We start from the raw sequence: 17,830 nt of genomic DNA, 5'->3' as shown, positions 1-17,830 counted from the left end.
AGGCAAGGTTGCGCTGCAACATAGATCTCCCACATTGGGCTCGTGTCAGTCTTCGTGCTGGCGGCGTTCGTTTTCGATCGCTTCGGCGAGGGCTTGGGCTTCGGCCTCTTCATCGCTGAGCTCAGGTGTCGACTGGTCCAGCGCGGCTACAGCGGCCAGGAGCTTTGCGCGAGCGTCGGCAACACCAAGAATGTCATCTTCCTGCTCTGGTTCCTGCTCTTCTTTGACAGTGGCTTCAGCCTCGACTTGAAGTTCAACTTCAGTGTCAGGCTCGGGCTCTGCCAACTCCCCTTCGGTCTCGGTCACCGCCCCATCGCGCAACAGATCGTCGAAGTCGGTCTTGAGCCCCTCCTCCATGGTGTCCAGTTCCAGCAACAGGGTGTGGAAACTGGTTTCTTCCTTCGGCTCTTCCGGCTCGGCGCTGGCGTCGGCCAACTCCTGCAGTGCGGCAGGCACCGGAGCATCGTCGAAATCGAGCACCGGGTCAGGCTCAAGCTCGCGCAATTCGGCCAGCGGTGGCAAATCGTCGAGGTTTTTCAGGTTGAAGTGATCGAGAAAGGCCTTGGTGGTGGCAAACATCGCCGGTTTACCCGGCACGTCGCGGTAACCGACGATGCGGATCCACTCGCGCTCCAGCAAGGTTTTGACAATGTGACTGTTGACCGCCACGCCCCGCACGTCTTCAATCTCGCCCCGGGTGATCGGCTGGCGATAAGCGATCAGCGCGATGGTTTCGAGCATGGCGCGGGAATAGCGCTGCGGCCGCTCTTCCCACAAACGTCCGACCCACGGCGAGAACTTTTCGCGGATCTGCAAGCGATACCCGGAGGCCACTTCCTTCAACTCAAAGGCGCGGCCGTCGCAGGACTTGGCGAGAATCGTCAGGGCTTTCTTGAAGACCGGCGGCTCCGGGCGCTCGCCCTCTTCGAAGAGTTCGAACAGGCGTTCAAGCGATTGCGGTTTTCCCGAGGCCAACAGAAAGGCTTCAAGCAGTGGCGCCAGCTCGCGGGGTTCAGTCAGGTTCATGATTCAACTCGTTATTCGGCTCGGGCCCGCACGTGGATCGCTGCGAACGGCTCATTCTGCACCAGCTCGACCAAAGATTCCTTGACCAGTTCGAGAATCGCCATGAAGGTCACCACCACCCCCAGACGTCCTTCTTCAGCGGTGAACAGCTCGGCAAAGGGCACGAAACCGCCGCCCTTGAGGCGCTCCAGCACATCGCTCATGCGTTCGCGGGTGGACAGTGCCTCGCGGCTGACCTGGTGACTTTCGAACATGTCGCCTCGGCGCAGGACCTCGGCCATGGACAACAGCAGCTCTGAAAGACGCACGTCTGGCAACAGCTTGCGTGCCCGGGCTTCCGGGGCGTCGAGCTTGGGGACTACCACGTCACGGCCCACACGGCTCAGGCCATCGATGCCTTCGGCTGCGGCCTTGAAGCGTTCGTACTCTTGCAAGCGGCGAATCAGTTCAGCGCGGGGGTCGTCTTCTTCGGCTTCGATCGTTTCGGCACGCGGCAGCAGCATCCGCGATTTGATCTCGGCCAGCATTGCGGCCATGACCAGGTACTCGGCGGCCAGCTCCAGGCGCACCGACTGCATCAACTCGACATAGCCCATGTACTGACGGGTAATTTCCGCCACCGGGATGTCGAGGATGTTGATGTTCTGTTTGCGGATCAGGTACAGCAGCAAGTCGAGAGGGCCTTCGAAGGCTTCGAGAAAGACCTCAAGCGCATCCGGCGGAATGTACAGGTCCAGCGGCATTTCCATGACCGCCTGGCCATAGACCATCGCGAAGGGCAGCTCTTGCTGGGCTCCGGCCTGACTGTCAACAACGGGTTCTACTGCAGACATCTACGCCTCGGCCATGAACGGCGTCGGGTCGCCGCAGCCAACACGGATCACTTCCGGCTCGCCGTCGGCGAGGTTGATCACGGTGGACGCCTTGATTCCGCCGAAACCGCCGTCGATGATCAGGTCGACCTGATGCTCAAGCAACTGACGCATTTCGTAAGGATCGGTCATCGGGTCAGTGTCGCCGGGCATGATCAGGGTCACGCTCATCAGCGGTTCGCCGAGTTCCTCCAACAGCGCCAGGGCAATCGGATGACTCGGCACACGCAGGCCGATGGTGCGTTTTTTCGGGTGCAACAACAGCCGCGGCACTTCGCGGGTGGCGTTGAGAATGAAGGTATACGGACCCGGCAAGTGGGCCTTGAGCAAACGGAAAAGGCCGGTGTCGATCTTGGCGAATAGCCCCAGTTGCGACAGGTCGCTGCAAATCAGTGCGAAGTTGTGCTTGTCATCCAGTCCACGCAACCGACGCACGCGCTCCACGGCATTCTTGTCGCCGATCTGGCAACCAATGGCGTAGGACGAGTCTGTGGGATAAATCACCACCCCGCCGCTGCGGATGATTTCGACAGCCTGTTTGATCAGGCGCGCTTGCGGGTTTTCCGGATGAATCTGGAAAAATTGACTCACATTCTCTACCTGTTCAGACGGCGGCAATAATTGGGTCATGTTTGAATCGACACCACAGTGGCGGCAGATCCTCCGGGAGCGGGCGGTATTCACCGATCTCGGACCAGCCTCCAGGACCATGAAAATCACTGCCGGCGCTGACCAGCAGACCGAACTCACGGGCGAGAATCGCCAGGCTGCCCACTTGCTCGGCGGGCTGATGGCCATTGACCACTTCGATTGCGTGGCCCCCTGCTTGAATATAGTCGGCAATCAGCCGGCGACGTTTGCTGCGAGTGAAATCGTAGTGCCACGGATGCGCCAGGCTGACCCAGGCCTTGGCGGCGCGCAGGGTTTCGACCGTGTCTTCCAGGGTCGGCCAGTGTTGCTTGACGTCCCCCAGCTTGCCGGCACCCAGCCATTTGCGGAACGCTTCGGCGCGATCCTTGACGAAACCTTCACGCACCATCCAGTCGGCGAAATGCGGACGGGCCGGCGCGTTGCCGCTGTCGCCCAGTTCCTGCTGGATCGCCCGGGCACCTTCCAGCGCACCCGGCATGCCTTTAAGCGCCAACTTGCGGCTTATTTCTTCGGACCGTAACCAGCGGCCATCGTGCAATTTTGCGATGGCCTCGACCAACGGCGCAGCGTTGACGTCGAAACCATAGCCCAGCACGTGAATGGTCGCGCCGCCCCAGGTGCAGGACAATTCGACGCCATTGACCAGTTGCATCCCCAGCGCAGTCGCGGTGCTGCGGGCCTCATCAAGGCCTTCGAGGGTGTCGTGATCGGTCAAGGCCAGGACTCGCACGCCTTTCTCGAACGCACGCGCAACCAGTACTGCAGGCGCGAGAGCGCCATCGGAGGCCGTGCTATGGCAGTGCAAATCAACATTCACAGGACTTTTTTACCTCAAATCAGCTGGCGCTATCGCGCGCCCATATGTTTGTTATTATGCCGCCACATCCTGCTTCTGGCTGCCACTGTGAAACAATTCATCGATTTCATCCCGCTTCTGCTGTTCTTCATCGTCTTCAAGCTCGATCCCCGGGTCGTCGACATCGCCGGTCACGAGTTGACTGTAGGCGGTATTTACAGCGCCACCGCCATGCTGATCATCAGCTCCCTGGTGGTTTACGGCACGCTGTTCATCAAGCAGCGCAAGCTGGAGAAGAGCCAGTGGCTGACCCTCATCGCCTGCCTGGTCTTCGGCAGCCTGACCCTGGCGTTCCACAGCGAAACCTTCCTGAAATGGAAAGCCCCGGTGGTGAACTGGCTGTTCGCCCTGGCGTTCATTGGCAGCCACTTCGTCGGTGAGCAACTGCTGATCAAACGCATCATGGGCCACGCGCTGACCCTGCCGGATCCGGTCTGGACCCGCCTGAACATCGCCTGGATCGGGTTTTTCCTGTTTTGCGGTGCCGCCAACCTGTTCGTCGCGTTCACCTTTCAGGACTACTGGGTCGACTTCAAAGTCTTCGGCAGCCTGGGCATGACGCTGCTGTTCCTGGTCGGCCAGGGCATTTACCTGTCCCGCCACCTGCACGACGCCGATACCACTACGCCAAAAACCGAGGACTGACATGCTTTACGCAATCATTGCCACAGACGTCGCCAACTCCCTGGAAGCCCGCCTGGCCGCACGGCCTGCACACCTTGAGCGCCTGCAAGTGCTCAAAGGTGAAGGTCGCATCGTTTTGGCCGGTCCAAACCCGGCGGTCGACAGCAATGATCCGGGCGCTGCGGGTTTCACCGGCAGCCTGATCGTCGCCGAATTCGATTCCCTGAGCGCCGCACAGGCTTGGGCCGACGCTGATCCGTATATCGCCGCAGGCGTCTACGCCAACGTTTCGGTCAAACCGTTCAAGCAAGTCCTCCCGTAATTTCTCCCCCCACGATGAACCTTGTCGGTTCATCGTGCTCTCAACGCTCATTATTCTCGTTTACCGGCCGACAACCTGCCCAATACTCGTATTGGAATCAGGAGTGGCGATGCGCAAAGGTCCGTTGTGTCTGATGTTGGTGACGTTGTCGATTGTGGCCCCTGCCCACGGTGAAGAAAGCGCCGAGGGCGGTAGTTCCACGCCATTGTCCCTGAGCGCCGGCAGCCAGATCACCCAGTTGCAACAGCGCTTGAAGGTAAGCGAACAGCAACGAGAAGAACTGAGCAAACAACTGCAAAATACCGATGCCGAACGCGAAAGCGCTCAGCTGAGCCGGTTGCGCCAAGAGAATCAGCGCCTCAAGCTGCAACTCAAGGAAGCCCAGGCCGGCAACCCGCTGCCGCGTCTATTGACCGACCAGCAACAGTGGTTCGTCATCGGCGCCGGGGTAGCGCTATTGGCGCTGCTCTGCGGTATCTTCGCCAGTGGTGCCACCAGAAAACGTAGGCAATGGCTAAATTGAGTGAGTCATGAGCGAGCTGTTATTAATTGATGATGACCAGGAGCTGTGCGAGCTCCTGAGCAGTTGGCTGAGCCAGGAAGGCTTCCACGTCCGCGCCTGCCACGATGGTCAGAGTGCTCGTCGCGCACTGGCCGAAACATCGCCGGCAGCCGTGGTGCTGGATGTGATGCTGCCGGACGGCAGCGGTCTGGAGCTGCTCAAGCAATTGCGCAGCGATCACCCGGACTTGCCGGTGCTGATGCTCTCGGCTCGCGGCGAACCGCTGGACCGCATCCTCGGCCTGGAACTCGGTGCCGACGATTACCTGGCCAAACCGTGCGACCCACGGGAACTGACAGCCCGCCTGCGCGCCGTGTTGCGCCGCAGTCATCCGGCAGCCGTCTCCAGTCAGCTCGAATTGGGCGACCTGTGTTTCAGCCCGGTACGTGGCGTGGTCAGCATCGATGAACAGGAATTCACCCTCACCGTCTCCGAAAGCCGTTTGCTCGAAGCCCTGCTCAAGCAACCTGGCGAGCCGCTGGACAAACAGGAACTGGCGCAAATCGCCCTCGGCCGCAAACTGACGCTGTACGACCGCAGCCTGGACATGCACGTCAGCAACCTGCGCAAAAAGATCGGCCCGCACCCCGACGGCCGCCCACGCATCGTGGCCCTGCGCAGCCGCGGCTATTACTACAGCCTCTAATCCCGAATATCTTCCCCCGTAGGAGCACGGCTTGCCGGCGATGACTATCTCAAGGACGCCATCGCCAGCAAGCCGTGCTCCTACGATGCCTGTAAGTTTTGTCAGGTCGGCGAGAAATCGTCTTTACCCAAGCTTTACGCTCCGCTGACCGCCGCTGACCTTGATCTGCGTAATCTGTACTCATCCGGAACGTACCGGGAACGAGACAAGGAGATTCACCATGCGCAAGACTCTTATCGCTCTAATGTTCGCTGCCGCCCTGCCAACCGTTGCCATGGCCGCCATGCCTGAAGGTGCCGGCCCGATGGGTGGCCCGATGGACGACTCACGCCATGGCGGTCAGATGCACGGCATGCACGGCAAAGGCCCGTACAGCCAGCTGGACCTGAGCCGCGAACAGCGCGAGCAGATCCGCAAAATCATGGGCGAGCAGATGCACGAGCGTAAGCAAGTGGTCGAAAAGTACCTGGAAAAACTCTCGCCAGCCGACCAGAAAGCCATGAAAGATGAAATGGCGGCCAACCACAAGAAAGCCGAAGCCGACGTGCGCGCCTTGCTGAAACCGGATCAACAGAAGCAATTCGACGAGATCCAGAAAAAACAGGCTGAGCGTCGCGCCGAATGGGCCGAGTTCAAGGCCTGGAAAGCGCAACAGGCGCAAAAGGCGCAATAATGTGCTAACCCCCGGACCTGACGGCTAACACCGTCGGGTCTGATTCCATTCAGTCCCATGTAGGAGCGGGCTTGTGTGGCGAGGGGATTTATCCCCGTTGGGCTGCAAAGCGGCCCCGAATCGAACATTGCGGTGTTTCAGATACACCGCAAGCAATGGTTTGACGACTGCTTCGCAGCCGAACGGGGATAAATCCCCTCGCCACACAAGCTCGCTCCCACATGGGATTTGTGTTTGTTTGAGGATTTTCTGTGCGCTCATTGTTCTGGCGTATTCTGGCCAGCTTCTGGTTGGCCATCGCTCTGGTTGCAGGGCTTTCCATTCTGCTGGGGCACATGCTCAACCAGGACGCGTGGATTCTCAGCCGCCATCCGGGCCTCAACACCTTGGCCGAACAGTGGACGCAAACCTACGAATCACAGGGTGAAGACGCGGCCCAGGACATTCTGGAACAGCGCAAGCGCCAGTATCACATCGACGTTCAAGTGCTCAACGAGAGCGGCGATCCGGTGGTGCGCGGCACCTTCCCACGCCGGGCGGCCGCCTTCGAAGCTCGACAGAACAACGACGACCGCCGCCTGCCATGGCGTCGTTTGACGGCGGAGTACACCAGCGAAAAAACCGGCGACACCTACCTGCTGATCTACCGCATTCCGCACCCGGAGCTGGACGCGTGGCACCGCGAAAGCCTGCTCTGGCCGTTGAGTGCGCTGGGTATCGCGCTGGTGGTCCTGACCTTGTTCAGCCTGTTCGTGACGATGTCCATTACTCGCCCACTCAACCGCTTGCGCGGCGCAGTGCATGATCTGGGGCAAACCACCTACCAACAAAACAGCCTGGTAAAACTGGCCAATCGGCGCGATGAGTTCGGCGTGCTGGCCAACGACTTCAACCGCATGGGCGCGCGTCTGCAAAGTTTGATCGGCAGTCAGCGGCAGTTGCTGCGGGATGTGTCCCATGAACTGCGTTCACCGCTTGCCCGGCTGCGAATTGCGCTGGCTCTGGCCGAGCGGGCCAACCCTGAAGAACGGCAAAAACTCTGGCCGCGTCTCACTCGGGAGTGCGACCGACTGGAAGCACTGATCAGCGAAATCCTGGTTTTGGCGCGGGTCGATGCCGACAACGCCAGCGCTGAAGAGGTTGATCTCAATGCGCTGCTCAACACCCTGCAAAAGGATGCTCAATTGGGTTCGCCGGAGCAGAACGTGCACCTTGAGGCCGAGCCGCAGTTGAACCTTAAAGGCTGGCCGACGATGATCGAGCGCGCCCTCGACAACCTGCTGCGCAATGCTCAGCGGTTCAACCCGGTGGGGCAATCGATTGAAATGCAGGCGGTGCGTCAGGGTGAGCGGATTGTGGTCAGTGTGCGCGACCATGGGCCGGGGGTAGAGGCTGCGCATTTGAGTCAGTTGGGTGAGCCATTCTACCGGGCGCCGGGGCAGACGGCGGCCGGGCATGGTTTGGGATTGGCGATTGCGCGCCGTGCGGCGGAACGGCATGGCGGGAGTCTGGTGTTGGCTAATCACCCGGAGGGCGGGTTTATCGCCAGTCTCGAATTGCCGTTGGTGCCTGGGGCTATGGTGCAGCTCTGAAACCCGCCCCTCACCCCAGCCCTCTCCCCACGGGGGAGAGGGGGAAAGGGAGCAGATCGGGGGCATTTCATATCCTGAGTTCAACTCGGATTTTCAGGTCGATGCCGCTCCAAGAACACCTCGATCAGTCCCCTCTCCCTCCGGGAGAGGGTTAGGGTGAGGGCTGGATCGCAATGATTCACCCCTCACTCACAAACGACCGCTCTCAGCCCTTGGAAGGCCAGGCGCTGACGAATTCAGCCAGGTCGACTTTCTCCGCCACGCGCGGTTCTTTCTGCGGCGTGCCAAGGTAAAGAAACGCTATCACCTCTTCCCCTTCCGCCAAACCCAAACCCTTGGCCACATGCGCCGAATACGCCAGCTCACCCGTGCGCCATACCGCGCCAATCCCTTGCGCATAAGCCGCCAGCAAAATCCCGTGAGCCGCACAGCCCGCCGCCAGCCGTTGTTCGGACTTCGGATATTTGACGTGATCCTGCAACCGGGCGATCACCACAACCACCAGTGGCGCGCGCAGTGGACCGTTACGCGCCTTGTCCAACGCCGCCTCGGACACTTCGCTGTCCTGCAGCTTCGCCGCTTCGGCCAGCAACTCGCCCATTTGCTCGCGCGCCGCGCCTTCGACTGTCAGGAAGCGCCAAGGCTGCAAGTGGCCATGGTCTGGCGCTCGCATCGCAGCGCCAAACAGCACTTCACGCTGTTCTGCGGTGGGGGCCGGTTCTATCAGTCGTGGAACGGAAACACGGTTGAGCAAAGCGTCGAGAGCCTGCATCGGCCACCTCCTGAAAAAAATGTGAGGCTATTCTAGCTGCAACCACCTCGGGAGTGCCGGTTTACATAGCAGACCCCACAGGTAGAATGGCGCCCTTCTTTATTTCAGCCCGAGCAGACTTCATGGCGTTGCCGACCTTACGTCTCATTGGTTTCATCATCGGCATCTTCCTGATCACCCTGGCCATCGCCATGGTCGTGCCCATGGCCACGCTGGTGATTTTCGACCGTACCAGCGACCTGACGTCGTTCCTCTGGGCGAGCATGATTACCTTTGTCGCCGGCCTCGCGCTGGTCATCCCCGGTCGCCCGGAACATGTACACCTGCGCCCGCGAGACATGTACCTGCTGACCGTCAGTAGCTGGCTGGTGGTATGCATCTTCGCCGCGCTGCCGTTCCTGCTGACCCAGCACATCAGCTACACCGATTCGTTCTTCGAAAGCATGTCCGGCATTACCGCCACCGGGTCGACGGTGCTCACGGGCCTGGACGCCATGTCCCCTGGCATTCTGATGTGGCGCTCGTTGCTGCACTGGATCGGCGGCATCGGCTTTATCGGCATGGCGGTAGCGATTCTGCCACTGCTGCGCATTGGTGGCATGCGGCTGTTTCAGACCGAGTCGTCAGACCGTTCCGAAAAAATCATGCCCCGATCGCACATGGTGGCGCGTTTGATCGTTGCGGCCTACGTCGGCATCACCATTTTCGGCAGCCTGGCGTTCTGGTGGGCCGGTATGAGCCTGTTCGATGCGATCAACCACGCGATGTCGGCGATTTCCACCGGTGGTTTCTCAACGTCCGACCAGTCTCTGGCCAAGTGGACGCAACCGGCGGTGCACTGGGTGGCGATCGTCATCATGATCCTCGGCAGCCTGCCGTTCACCCTGTATGTAGCGACCTTGCGCGGTAACCGCAAAGCACTGATCAAGGATCAGCAGGTTCAAGGCTTGCTCGGCATGTTGCTGGTAACCTGGCTGGTGCTCGGCACCTGGTACTGGTGGACCACCCAGTTACATTGGCTGGAGGCGCTGCGGCATGTGGCGCTGAACGTGACTTCGGTGGTGACGACCACCGGGTTCGCACTCGGGGACTACAGCCTGTGGGGCAACTTCTCACTGATGCTGTTCTTCTATCTGGGTTTTGTCGGCGGCTGCTCGGGCTCGACCGCCGGCGGGATCAAGATTTTCCGCTTCCAGGTTGCGTACATCCTGCTCAAGGCCAACCTTAACCAGTTGATTCATCCACGCGCGGTGATCAAGCAGAAGTACAACGGTCATCGCCTCGACGAAGAGATCGTGCGTTCGATTCTGACCTTTTCGTTTTTCTTCGCCATCACCATCTGCGTGATCGCACTGCTGTTGTCGCTGCTCGGCGTGGACTGGATGACCGCCCTTACCGGCGCCGCCAGCACAGTGTCCGGCGTTGGCCCGGGCCTGGGCGAGACCATTGGCCCGGCGGGCAACTTCGCCACCCTGCCGGACGCGGCCAAGTGGATTCTCTCGTTCGGCATGCTACTGGGCCGACTCGAAATCATTACGGTGTTTGTTCTGTGTATTCCGGCGTTCTGGCGTCACTGACAGGCGCAAGCGCGTCCATCAGCCGCGCCCGGTACTCGCCAGGGGTGGCGTCGAACCAGCGGCGGAAAGCGCGGAAGAAGTTGCTCGGATCGGCGAACCCCAGCAGGTAGGCAATTTCCAGCAAGGTCATGGTCGGCTGCGCCAGGTATTGCTCGGCCAGTTCACGTCGGGTGTCGTCCAGCAACGTCTGAAAACTCGTGCCCTCTTCCTGCAAGCGTCGCTGCAAGGTGCGTTGCGACAGGTGCAGCGTCTGCGCCACGGTATCGCGCTTGGGTTCGCCCTGGGGCAGCAAACGGCACAGCACCTGTCGCGCCTTGTGGGTCACGCGACTCTCGGAAAATCGCGCCAGGTATTCACCGGCAAACCGGTCATGCAACAGCGCCATCGCCTCGTTGGCGGTAGGCAGCGGAGCCTCCATGTCAGCGCGTTCGAAGATCAGGGCGTCATACGGTGCGTTGAACACCAAAGGCGCATGGAAGGCTTGTTTATAAGGTTCGAGATCGGCGGGCTCTTCGCCCTGCACCAGCACCTTGCGCGGTTGCAAGGTGCGCCCGGTCAACCAGCCGCACAACGCCAGGGCACAGGCCAGTGACGCTTCGGCACTCTGCCGGGTCGGTGGCAGATGGTCGCCGTGGACCGTCAGAATCAGCGCGTAGCCTTCTTCCAACAATCGGAAACTCAGGTCGGCACTTTCCGCAATGATCCGCTGATAGCGCACCAGCCGTTGAAAGCCTTCGGCCAGGGTCTGGCTGGACATCAAGGCGTAACCGGCCACATGAAAGGAGGCCGGTCGCACGACCTTGCCCATGTTCAGGCCAATCGCCGGGTTGCCGGACAGCTCAACCGCGCGCTGCCACAGCCGTGTCATGGAATCCTGCGGGAAGCGCGCGTCCGGATCATCCAGTGCCGCGTAGTCGAGCCCCAGCTGTTTGAACAGCACCCGGCAATCCAGGCCGTCCATCTCCAGTGCTTTGACAATCCCCATCGCCCAGCTTGCAGAAGTCGTTCGTTCGCTCATGGCGTTTACTTACTACTTAGTGAGCCGTCTATCGCGGCCAATTTCCGAAGGATACTAAAGTGGCGCCTATTGTCACTGGCTGATGCCAATGATCACTCTAGACTCAAATAAGCTACCCGCAGAACAACTTGCAGTCAGAACAATAACCACAGAGATCGCAGTCGTGGAAAACATCAAACGTTTCAACAGCTTCGCTGAGTTCTACCCGTATTACCTCAGCGAACACAGCAACAGCACCTGCCGACGATTGCACTTTATCGGCACGACGCTGGTTATTTTCATCCTGGCCCTGACCATCGGCAAAGGCGCCTGGCTGCTGTTATGGGCCCTTCCTCTGGCGGGTTACAGCTTCGCCTGGGCCGGGCATTTCTTTTTCGAGAAGAACCGTCCCGCGACCTTTCAACATCCGTTTTACAGCCTGCTCGGCGATTTCGTCATGTACCGAGACATGATTCTGGGTCGCGTGCCTTTCTAGGCCCGACGGGCCACAAAAGCGTCCTGCGCAGCCAGTGCGGTATTGGATCCAGGCTCTACACTCAAAAAATCCCTTTCGATAAGAACAAGCGGAGAGCCGATGAACGCCCACGCCCGTTTCACCCACATGCAGGACGGCACGCAGGAAGACTGGGCGATCATCGCCGCAGATTTCAGTGCCTATGCGAGGCAATTGCCGACACGGATTGTGGCGCACCTGAAATTACTGGAGGGTGATTTTGGCGGCTTCCCGGTGGATCGTCTGACCCATTCCCTGCAAACCGCCAGCCGTGCCTGGCGTGATGGCCGCGATGAAGAATACGTGGTCTGCGCGCTGCTTCACGACATTGGCGACACCTTGGGTTCCTACAACCACCCGGACATCGCTGCGGCAATCCTCAAGCCGTTCGTCAGTGCCGCGAACCTGTGGATGGTCGAGAAACACGGAATTTTCCAGGGGTATTACTTCTTCCATCATCTAGGGATGGACCGGCATTTGCGCGAGCAATTCAGCGGGCATCCGCAGTATCAGGCGACCATTGAGTTTTGCGCCAAATATGACGCCGCGGCGTTTGACCCAGCGTATGACACGCTGCCGCTGAGCTTCTTTGAACCGATGATGGAACGGTTGTTTGCGCAGCCCAAGTACTCGATTTACAAGGCGGCGATGGAAGAACATTCGCCAGCCTGATAAATCCCGGGGACTGCTGCGCATTCCATTCGCGAGCAGGCTCGCTCCCACATTGGACTTGTGTTGTACACACATCCCCTGTGGGAGCGAGCCTGCTCGCGATGGGGCCAGACCAGACACTCTGCTTTTCAGGCCGGCTCTGCGATTTTGATGGCTTTCAACTCGGCCTCCCGCGCCTGGGCATCCGCCAATCGATATAACTCGATCGTTCCGTCCCAATGCTCGATCAGCGCGGTGCACGACTCCACCCAATCCCCGCAATTGAGGTAATCCACCCCGCCGACCTTGCGTATCTCGGCATGGTGAATGTGCCCGCATACCACGCCGTGCAACTCGCGTTTGACGCATTCGTGAGCGATGGCTTCTTCGAAATCGCTGATGAAGCTGACCGCGGTTTTGACCTTGTGCTTGAGGTACGCCGACAGCGACCAGTAACCGTAGCCATAGCGTGCGCGCCAATGGTTGAGCCAGCGGTTGAGGGTCAGGGTGAATTCGTAGGCCGAGTCGCCGAGAAAGGCCAGCCAGCGGTGATACCTCGTGATCACGTCAAATTGGTCGCCATGAATGACCAGGAGATGGCGACCATCGGCGGTCACGTGCACGGCTTCATCCACCAGTTGGATATTGCCCAGAATCAGCTTCGAATAGCGGCGCAGGAATTCGTCGTGGTTGCCGGTGACATAGATCACCTCGGTGCCGCGTTTGCTCATGGTCAGCAAGCGGCGGATCACATTCGTGTGCGCCTGAGGCCAGTACATGCCGCCGCGCAGCTTCCAGCCATCGATGATGTCGCCGACCAGGTAGATCTTGTCCGCGTGATAGCCCTTGAGAAACTGCGACAGGTGTTCGGCCTGGCAATCCCGGGTGCCCAGATGCACGTCGGAAATCCACAAGGTTCGCACACGTTGCTTACGACTGGGTTTGGCGAGCTCGGCGCTGGTCATGGGCAACCCTCTGGAAAAGTTTTTGCAAGCTTGCGCCGGTCGGGTTAATCGCCCATGACAGTGGCGAGTCAGTCCTGTGACAGCGCCCGGCCGGTGTAGACTGACCGCACCTTGACCAGGAGACCTGCGATGAGACCGATCCTCACGCTACGCCAATACACTCATGACCTGATCGTCCACAGTCACGACCACGCGCAACTGGTGTTCGGGCTGTCGGGTGCGCTGGATTTCGAGGTCGACGGGCATGGCAGTCAGGTGGTTCAACAGAGTTTCGTGGTGGTGCCGTCCGGTTTCCATCACGCCTGCGGTAGCGCCAATGGCAGCCGTTGCCTGGTGCTGGATGTGCCCAGCGACCAATGGGTTGCTCAGTCCCTGGGGGATCACGCCGAGGCCAGCCGTCGTTTGCTCGACAACGCCGGTCGCCTGCCGCTGGATGCCGGGCAAAGCCAATTGGTCAGTTGGTTGGCGGACAGTCAGGTCAACGATCCATTGATCGCGCAACAAGGCGCGGTGTTGTTGCTGGCCAGCCTCAACAACGCCAAACCCGAGATCGTCGGCGGTCGGCGCCTGCCTTATGCGGCGCTGAATGCGCACATCGATCAGTACGCCGCCTATCCACTTCAAGTCGCCGATCTGGCACGCGTCGCCGGTCTGTCCAGCGCACGGCTGCATGCGCGGTTCGTTGCTGAATGCGGGCAGACGCCGATGGATTACATCCGCAGTCGACGTTTGCATATCGCTGTGGGACTGCTGCGGGATTCGCCATTGCCCATCGGCGAGGTTGCCAGTCGGGTCGGTTACAGTTCCCAGAGTGCATTTGCTGCAGCGGTGTTGCGGGAGTTTGGCGCATCGCCTGGCAAGTTGCGCCGAGAGGCTGGCGACAAAGGACGATAGTCTGGCGACAGACACAACGGGAAGTTGCGCGGTTCAATGTAGGGCCTGGTTTTATACGTTTTTCAAGGATTGCAATGACTCCCCGTACCGCCCTTGGCGCTTTGCATATTGGCGCATTGATGTTCGGCCTGACCGGTGTCTTCGGCAAACTGGCTGCCGCCTCCCCCGCCGTCATCGTCTTCGGGCGCGCTGCATTCGCTGTGCTGGCGTTGGCCGTTTTTGCGCGATTCGCCAGCACTACTCGCTGGCAGAAACTCGAGGCTGTGGACTGGCGCCGACTGTTGCTCAGCGGCTTACTGCTGGCCGGACACTGGGTGAGTTTTTTCATTGCAGTGAAAGTCGCAGGCGTGGCAATCGCGACCCTGGGTTTCGCCAGCTTCCCGGCGTTTACCGTGATCCTTGAAGGGTTGATCTTCCGCGAGCGAATTCGCACCAACGAAATCCTGCTGGTGGTGCTGGTCAGTGTCGGGCTGGTGCTGGTCACCCCTGATTTCGATCTGGCCAGCGGCGCCACAATGGGTCTGCTGTGGGCGGTGGGCTCAGGTTTGCTGTTCTCTCTGCTATCGCTGACCAACCGCGCCAGCTCCGGGCGAATCCCGGCGGTGCAGGCGGCGCTGTGTCAGAACGTGGTGGTCGCGTTGTGCCTGTTGCCGGTGGCGGCACCGCAGTTAAGCGAAGTGCGCGCCATCGACTGGTTGTGGATCGGTCTGCTCGGGGTGTTCTGCACTGGCATCGCTCACAGTCTTTTTGTCGCCAGCCTGGCAGTGATCAAGGCGCGGACCGCGGCCGTGGTGTTCGCCCTGGAGCCGGTTTACGGCATCACCATGGCCTGGCTGCTGTTTGATGAAAATCCGACACTGCGCATGCTGATCGGTGGCGCGTTGATCATCGTGGCGATCGTGGTCTCCAGCCGACTCTCGGGCGGCTCAAGCAAGAAAGCCGTTGCGGCAGAAGCCGCCTCTCACTGAGTGCGGTCGTTGTGCCCCAGGTCGCGGTCCGGATCAATTTGATCACGGACCCGCTGCTTCAGCACTTTGGCCTCCGGGAAACCGCCATCAGCCTTGCGCTCCCAGATCTGCACATCGTCACAGAAAATGTGAAACACCCCACCGGTGCCGGGCACCAGCGACACTTTGCCCAGATCGTCACCGAAGGTACTGAGCAGTTCCTGGGCCAGCCAGGCAGCACGCAACAGCCACTGGCATTGCGTGCAATACGTGATGATGATTTCCGGTTTGCGTGCAGTCATGATCGGCGAAACTCCTGAGCCAGAGGGCGCCGCTATGATAGCCCGGCGAGCAGGTTCCGGGCGGTCTGCTTAAGCGGCTCGTTACCCTCCTTGAGCAACTCGTTGAGCAATTCGATGGCGCTGTCCAGATCGCCGTCATCAATGCAGGTCTGGGCTTGTTCGAGTTTTTCGGCGCTGCTCGGCTCGGGCGGTTCCAGGTTCAGCGGTTGCAGTTCCAGCGACTGGCCGGGATCGCTGAACTCGTTGAGAAAGGCGTCATCCAGAGTCTGTGAATCAGGCTCGGCGACCCATTCAAGTTCGGGCTCGTCCAGCGTCGACTCATCGGGCATTTCAAACACCTCGGGCAAGACGTGCAGGTTCGAGGCAAACGGCGGCTCGACCGGCGCGGATTCGCTCGATGGCTTCGCGGCCGACGGCGAGTGTTCAAAAGGGCTGATCAGGTCCCAACTCGAATCCATCGACAGGTCATCCAGGTTCAACTGGAACTCATCGTTGGGTGCTGCTTCGGCGATCGCAGCCTTGGGGGGAGTCATTGACGCTGCAACGGCCAACGGTGCCGCACTGTTCAATTTCGGGTGCCGGGCGCGAATATTCTGAAGTTCTTGCAGGTCGTATCCGGCGTCACGCAGGTTGTTTTCCTGTGTTTCATAGGCGGGTGCGTCACCCTGTTTACCCAAGACTTCCAACAGCTGAACGGCAAGATCCGTGCGTTGCGGCTCCTTGATCAGCGCCTCTCGCAACAAACCGGCGGCTTCGGAAAAACGGCCATAGGCCAGATAGATATCAACCCCTTCAAGCACATCGCCTGCGGGCGACTCTTCACCCGATTCAGTTGCCGGTTGCACCTCTGACGACTGTGAAACCGGTTCTGCCGTGCGATTGAGCACCGGTTCATGCCGTGACGGCAAATCAGGTAAAGCGTCGGGCAATGCCTGAACCTGTTGTCGTTGACGCCTCACGAACAACCCCAGCAACACCAGAGCCACCACCGCCAACAACCCGAGAATCAGCCCCCAGTTAGTAGCCTCAGGCTCTTCAACAATAGCCGGCGCGGGAGCCACAACGGCGGGTGCAGCCGGCTCCACCGTTGCGGTCTTGATTTCCGCCAATTGGGTTTGCAGTTCAGTCACCTGCTTTTTCTGACCGGAGATCTGCTCCTCCTGGGCCTGAAGCTTCGCAGTCAATTCATCGATGGTTGCTTGCAGCTGCTGGTTTCGCAGCACGCTGGCGGCCAGTTGTTCGGCAACGGGATCACTCACAGGCGCGGCGGCAGGAGGGGGTGGCGACTGTTTGCCTTTCGCCGCGGGTGGCTTCGCAACAGCCGGCTCAACCGTTGGGAATCCAGAGGGCTGAACGTCGGTCACCGGTTCGTCATTGACGGGAACAATCCCCGGCGAACCTGGCGGATCGATCAGCACCGTGTACTCGCGCAGCACCCGCCCGTTGGGCTGATTGAGCTGCACCAGGAAATTCAGGAAAGGTTCATTGACCGGTTTGCTGGAGCTCACCCGGATCAGGCTGCGGTTGCCGCGCAGGATCGGGGTGAATTTCAGATTATTGAGAAAGAACACCCGATCGATGCCGGCGCGGCTGAACTCGTCTGCTGTCGCCAGGCTGACGGAGAGCTCGCCCTCCTCCAGACCTGCGGCATCTTCCAGTGCGATGTCGGCGCGCAACGGCTGATTCAGCGCTGAATGCAGGGTGATATCACCCAAGCCCAACGCGGGCGCCAATGCCGAGTAAGTGACAGCACCACCGACCAGAAGCAGCCTGGCGCAACACCGTAAAGCCATGTGCCAACTCTCGAGCATGAGCATCCCTTAGATAACCAGAACCATCTTGTACGCGTTCGCACATCCGGTACGAACACGATATTGCCAAGTAGTTCTTTATAGTCTGCCCAACGGAGTATCTCAAAAGTCTTGGGGGCGTTAATGCCTCAAGATTTTTCCAGGTTGGCCAGAATGTGCCCGTGGACACGCATGCAGACCTTCAAGTCTGCCTCATCGACGCCTTCGAACAACTCGTGGCGCAGTTGGGTAGCAATGGTTTCAATTTGTTCGATCAAGGGAAGCGCCGGCGCGCAAAGGACGATTTTCTTCGCTCGGCGATCTTCCAGCACCGATTGACGTTGCACCAGTCCCTGGCTTTCGAGGCTGTCGAGCAGACGAGCCAGAGTCGGCCCTTCAACGCCGACGCTCTGCGCCAGTTCACGTTGGGTCGGGGCATCATCAAAACGCGCCAGGTGCAGCAGCACCAGCCAGCGCGCCTGGGACAGCCCCAGGCCAGCCAGACGGCGGTCCAGTTCGGCACGCCAGCCGCGCGACATCTGGGCCAATTGCATGCCAAAGCGGTGTTGTTCGGTTAACGGCATAAAACACTCATGA

At 59.9% G+C, this 17,830-nt stretch carries 21 protein-coding genes; 11 read left to right on the top strand and 10 right to left on the bottom strand.

The genetic code is table 11. The features are described from left to right. Positions 1-45 precede the first annotated feature (45 nt). From scpB to IB252_RS03090, 4 genes are read right to left on the bottom strand one after another with little or no spacing between them, the layout of a single operon-like run. Positions 46-1,026, bottom strand: a complete 981-nt coding sequence (gene scpB, locus IB252_RS03105) for an SMC-Scp complex subunit ScpB (protein ID WP_192406716.1) — start codon at positions 1,024-1,026, stop codon at positions 46-48. Positions 1,027-1,037: 11 nt separating this feature from the next. Then, a complete protein-coding gene (locus IB252_RS03100; protein ID WP_008156118.1) occupies positions 1,038-1,859 on the bottom strand; it encodes a segregation and condensation protein A in 822 nt (273 codons plus the stop codon). Continuing rightward, positions 1,860-2,489, bottom strand: a complete 630-nt coding sequence (locus IB252_RS03095) for an L-threonylcarbamoyladenylate synthase (RefSeq protein ID WP_111451925.1) — start codon at positions 2,487-2,489, stop codon at positions 1,860-1,862. Positions 2,490-2,502: 13 nt separating this feature from the next. Further along, complete coding sequence (locus IB252_RS03090; RefSeq protein WP_046046431.1) at positions 2,503-3,366, bottom strand: PHP domain-containing protein; 864 nt, start codon at positions 3,364-3,366, stop codon at positions 2,503-2,505. Positions 3,367-3,453: 87 nt separating this feature from the next. On the opposite strand from IB252_RS03090, the gene IB252_RS03085 reads away from it, so the two are divergent. From IB252_RS03085 to IB252_RS03060, 6 genes are all read left to right on the top strand, one after another. Then, positions 3,454-4,050: a septation protein A gene (locus tag IB252_RS03085; protein WP_111451837.1), complete on the top strand. Its 597-nt coding sequence runs from the start codon at positions 3,454-3,456 to the stop codon at positions 4,048-4,050. Between the two features lies 1 nt (position 4,051). After that, on the top strand, positions 4,052-4,351 hold the full coding sequence (locus IB252_RS03080) for a YciI family protein (protein ID WP_059407602.1): 300 nt from the start codon (positions 4,052-4,054) through the stop codon (positions 4,349-4,351). A gap of 109 nt (positions 4,352-4,460) precedes the next feature. Beyond that, positions 4,461-4,874, top strand: coding sequence for a translation initiation factor 2 (locus IB252_RS03075; protein WP_192406714.1), 414 nt, complete (start codon positions 4,461-4,463; stop codon positions 4,872-4,874). A gap of 7 nt (positions 4,875-4,881) precedes the next feature. Further along, on the top strand, positions 4,882-5,559 hold the full coding sequence (locus IB252_RS03070; protein ID WP_008156129.1) for a response regulator transcription factor: 678 nt from the start codon (positions 4,882-4,884) through the stop codon (positions 5,557-5,559). Positions 5,560-5,779: 220 nt separating this feature from the next. After that, positions 5,780-6,232: a Spy/CpxP family protein refolding chaperone gene (locus IB252_RS03065; protein WP_192406712.1), complete on the top strand. Its 453-nt coding sequence runs from the start codon at positions 5,780-5,782 to the stop codon at positions 6,230-6,232. Positions 6,233-6,483: 251 nt separating this feature from the next. Beyond that, positions 6,484-7,824 (top strand): sensor histidine kinase, encoded by a 1,341-nt coding sequence (locus IB252_RS03060; RefSeq protein ID WP_192406710.1) that lies wholly within the window; start codon positions 6,484-6,486, stop codon positions 7,822-7,824. 205 nt (positions 7,825-8,029) lie between these two features. Here IB252_RS03060 and IB252_RS03055 read toward each other — a convergent pair whose 3' ends face one another. Further along, positions 8,030-8,596 carry an NAD(P)H nitroreductase gene (locus tag IB252_RS03055; protein ID WP_192406708.1) on the bottom strand — a complete coding sequence of 189 codons (567 nt, stop codon included), beginning with the start codon at positions 8,594-8,596 and terminating at the stop codon, positions 8,030-8,032. Between the two features lie 122 nt (positions 8,597-8,718). On the opposite strand from IB252_RS03055, the gene IB252_RS03050 reads away from it, so the two are divergent. Continuing rightward, positions 8,719-10,173 (top strand): TrkH family potassium uptake protein, encoded by a 1,455-nt coding sequence (locus IB252_RS03050; RefSeq protein ID WP_192406706.1) that lies wholly within the window; start codon positions 8,719-8,721, stop codon positions 10,171-10,173. On the opposite strand, the gene IB252_RS03045 is transcribed toward IB252_RS03050, so the two are convergent. Beyond that, positions 10,130-11,191, bottom strand: coding sequence for an AraC family transcriptional regulator (locus IB252_RS03045; protein WP_218536456.1), 1,062 nt, complete (start codon positions 11,189-11,191; stop codon positions 10,130-10,132). The two genes, IB252_RS03050 and IB252_RS03045, sit on opposite strands and share 44 nt — an antisense overlap. 163 nt (positions 11,192-11,354) lie before the next feature. Here IB252_RS03045 and IB252_RS03040 point away from each other — a divergent pair, with 163 nt between their 5' ends. Both IB252_RS03040 and IB252_RS03035 read left to right on the top strand, forming a co-directional pair. Next, a complete protein-coding gene (locus tag IB252_RS03040) occupies positions 11,355-11,666 on the top strand; it encodes an Mpo1-like protein (protein WP_008156143.1) in 312 nt (103 codons plus the stop codon). A 99-nt stretch (positions 11,667-11,765) separates the two neighbouring features. After that, complete coding sequence (locus tag IB252_RS03035) at positions 11,766-12,356, top strand: HD domain-containing protein (RefSeq protein WP_111451830.1); 591 nt, start codon at positions 11,766-11,768, stop codon at positions 12,354-12,356. A gap of 128 nt (positions 12,357-12,484) precedes the next feature. On the opposite strand, the gene IB252_RS03030 is transcribed toward IB252_RS03035, so the two are convergent. Then, complete coding sequence (locus tag IB252_RS03030; protein WP_192406705.1) at positions 12,485-13,300, bottom strand: UDP-2,3-diacylglucosamine diphosphatase; 816 nt, start codon at positions 13,298-13,300, stop codon at positions 12,485-12,487. A gap of 129 nt (positions 13,301-13,429) precedes the next feature. On the opposite strand from IB252_RS03030, the gene IB252_RS03025 reads away from it, so the two are divergent. Together IB252_RS03025 and IB252_RS03020 are read left to right on the top strand one after the other, a co-directional pair. Continuing rightward, the gene (locus IB252_RS03025; protein ID WP_192406703.1) at positions 13,430-14,194 is read left to right on the top strand and encodes a helix-turn-helix transcriptional regulator; all 765 of its coding nucleotides are present in this window, start codon (positions 13,430-13,432) and stop codon (positions 14,192-14,194) included. Positions 14,195-14,268: 74 nt separating this feature from the next. Further along, complete coding sequence (locus tag IB252_RS03020; protein ID WP_192406702.1) at positions 14,269-15,162, top strand: DMT family transporter; 894 nt, start codon at positions 14,269-14,271, stop codon at positions 15,160-15,162. Here IB252_RS03020 and IB252_RS03015 read toward each other — a convergent pair. From IB252_RS03015 to IB252_RS03005, 3 genes are all read right to left on the bottom strand, one after another. Further along, a complete protein-coding gene (locus IB252_RS03015; RefSeq protein ID WP_033055915.1) occupies positions 15,156-15,443 on the bottom strand; it encodes a SelT/SelW/SelH family protein in 288 nt (95 codons plus the stop codon). The two genes, IB252_RS03020 and IB252_RS03015, sit on opposite strands and share 7 nt — an antisense overlap. A 32-nt stretch (positions 15,444-15,475) precedes the next feature. After that, complete coding sequence (locus IB252_RS03010; protein WP_192406701.1) at positions 15,476-17,254, bottom strand: FimV/HubP family polar landmark protein; 1,779 nt, start codon at positions 17,252-17,254, stop codon at positions 15,476-15,478. A 128-nt stretch (positions 17,255-17,382) separates the two neighbouring features. Next, complete coding sequence (locus tag IB252_RS03005; RefSeq protein ID WP_111451824.1) at positions 17,383-17,817, bottom strand: MarR family transcriptional regulator; 435 nt, start codon at positions 17,815-17,817, stop codon at positions 17,383-17,385. Positions 17,818-17,830: the final 13 nt, after the last annotated feature.

The organism is Pseudomonas sp. PDM10 (assembly GCF_014852295.1).
Taxonomy (GTDB): Bacteria; Pseudomonadota; Gammaproteobacteria; order Pseudomonadales; family Pseudomonadaceae; genus Aquipseudomonas.
Note: the sequence above shows the minus strand (reverse complement) of the source record. Positions and strands in the feature narration are given on the sequence as shown.

Excerpts from the sequence above, each read along its gene's own strand:
- scpB (WP_192406716.1), bottom strand. The coding sequence starts at position 1,026 with ATGAACCTGACTGAACCCCGCGAGCTGGCGCCACTGCTTGAAGCCTTT.
- IB252_RS03065 (WP_192406712.1), top strand. The coding sequence starts at position 5,780 with ATGCGCAAGACTCTTATCGCTCTAATGTTCGCTGCCGCCCTGCCAACC.
- IB252_RS03070 (WP_008156129.1), top strand. The coding sequence starts at position 4,882 with ATGAGCGAGCTGTTATTAATTGATGATGACCAGGAGCTGTGCGAGCTC.
- IB252_RS03020 (WP_192406702.1), top strand. The coding sequence starts at position 14,269 with ATGACTCCCCGTACCGCCCTTGGCGCTTTGCATATTGGCGCATTGATG.
- IB252_RS03050 (WP_192406706.1), top strand. The coding sequence starts at position 8,719 with ATGGCGTTGCCGACCTTACGTCTCATTGGTTTCATCATCGGCATCTTC.
- IB252_RS03015 (WP_033055915.1), bottom strand. The coding sequence starts at position 15,443 with ATGACTGCACGCAAACCGGAAATCATCATCACGTATTGCACGCAATGC.
- IB252_RS03100 (WP_008156118.1), bottom strand. The coding sequence starts at position 1,859 with ATGTCTGCAGTAGAACCCGTTGTTGACAGTCAGGCCGGAGCCCAGCAA.
- IB252_RS03025 (WP_192406703.1), top strand. The coding sequence starts at position 13,430 with ATGAGACCGATCCTCACGCTACGCCAATACACTCATGACCTGATCGTC.
- IB252_RS03080 (WP_059407602.1), top strand. The coding sequence starts at position 4,052 with ATGCTTTACGCAATCATTGCCACAGACGTCGCCAACTCCCTGGAAGCC.
- IB252_RS03030 (WP_192406705.1), bottom strand. The coding sequence starts at position 13,300 with ATGACCAGCGCCGAGCTCGCCAAACCCAGTCGTAAGCAACGTGTGCGA.
- IB252_RS03045 (WP_218536456.1), bottom strand. The coding sequence starts at position 11,191 with ATGAGCGAACGAACGACTTCTGCAAGCTGGGCGATGGGGATTGTCAAA.
- IB252_RS03055 (WP_192406708.1), bottom strand. The coding sequence starts at position 8,596 with ATGCAGGCTCTCGACGCTTTGCTCAACCGTGTTTCCGTTCCACGACTG.
- IB252_RS03005 (WP_111451824.1), bottom strand. The coding sequence starts at position 17,817 with ATGCCGTTAACCGAACAACACCGCTTTGGCATGCAATTGGCCCAGATG.
- IB252_RS03010 (WP_192406701.1), bottom strand. The coding sequence starts at position 17,254 with ATGCTCGAGAGTTGGCACATGGCTTTACGGTGTTGCGCCAGGCTGCTT.
- IB252_RS03035 (WP_111451830.1), top strand. The coding sequence starts at position 11,766 with ATGAACGCCCACGCCCGTTTCACCCACATGCAGGACGGCACGCAGGAA.
- IB252_RS03075 (WP_192406714.1), top strand. The coding sequence starts at position 4,461 with ATGCGCAAAGGTCCGTTGTGTCTGATGTTGGTGACGTTGTCGATTGTG.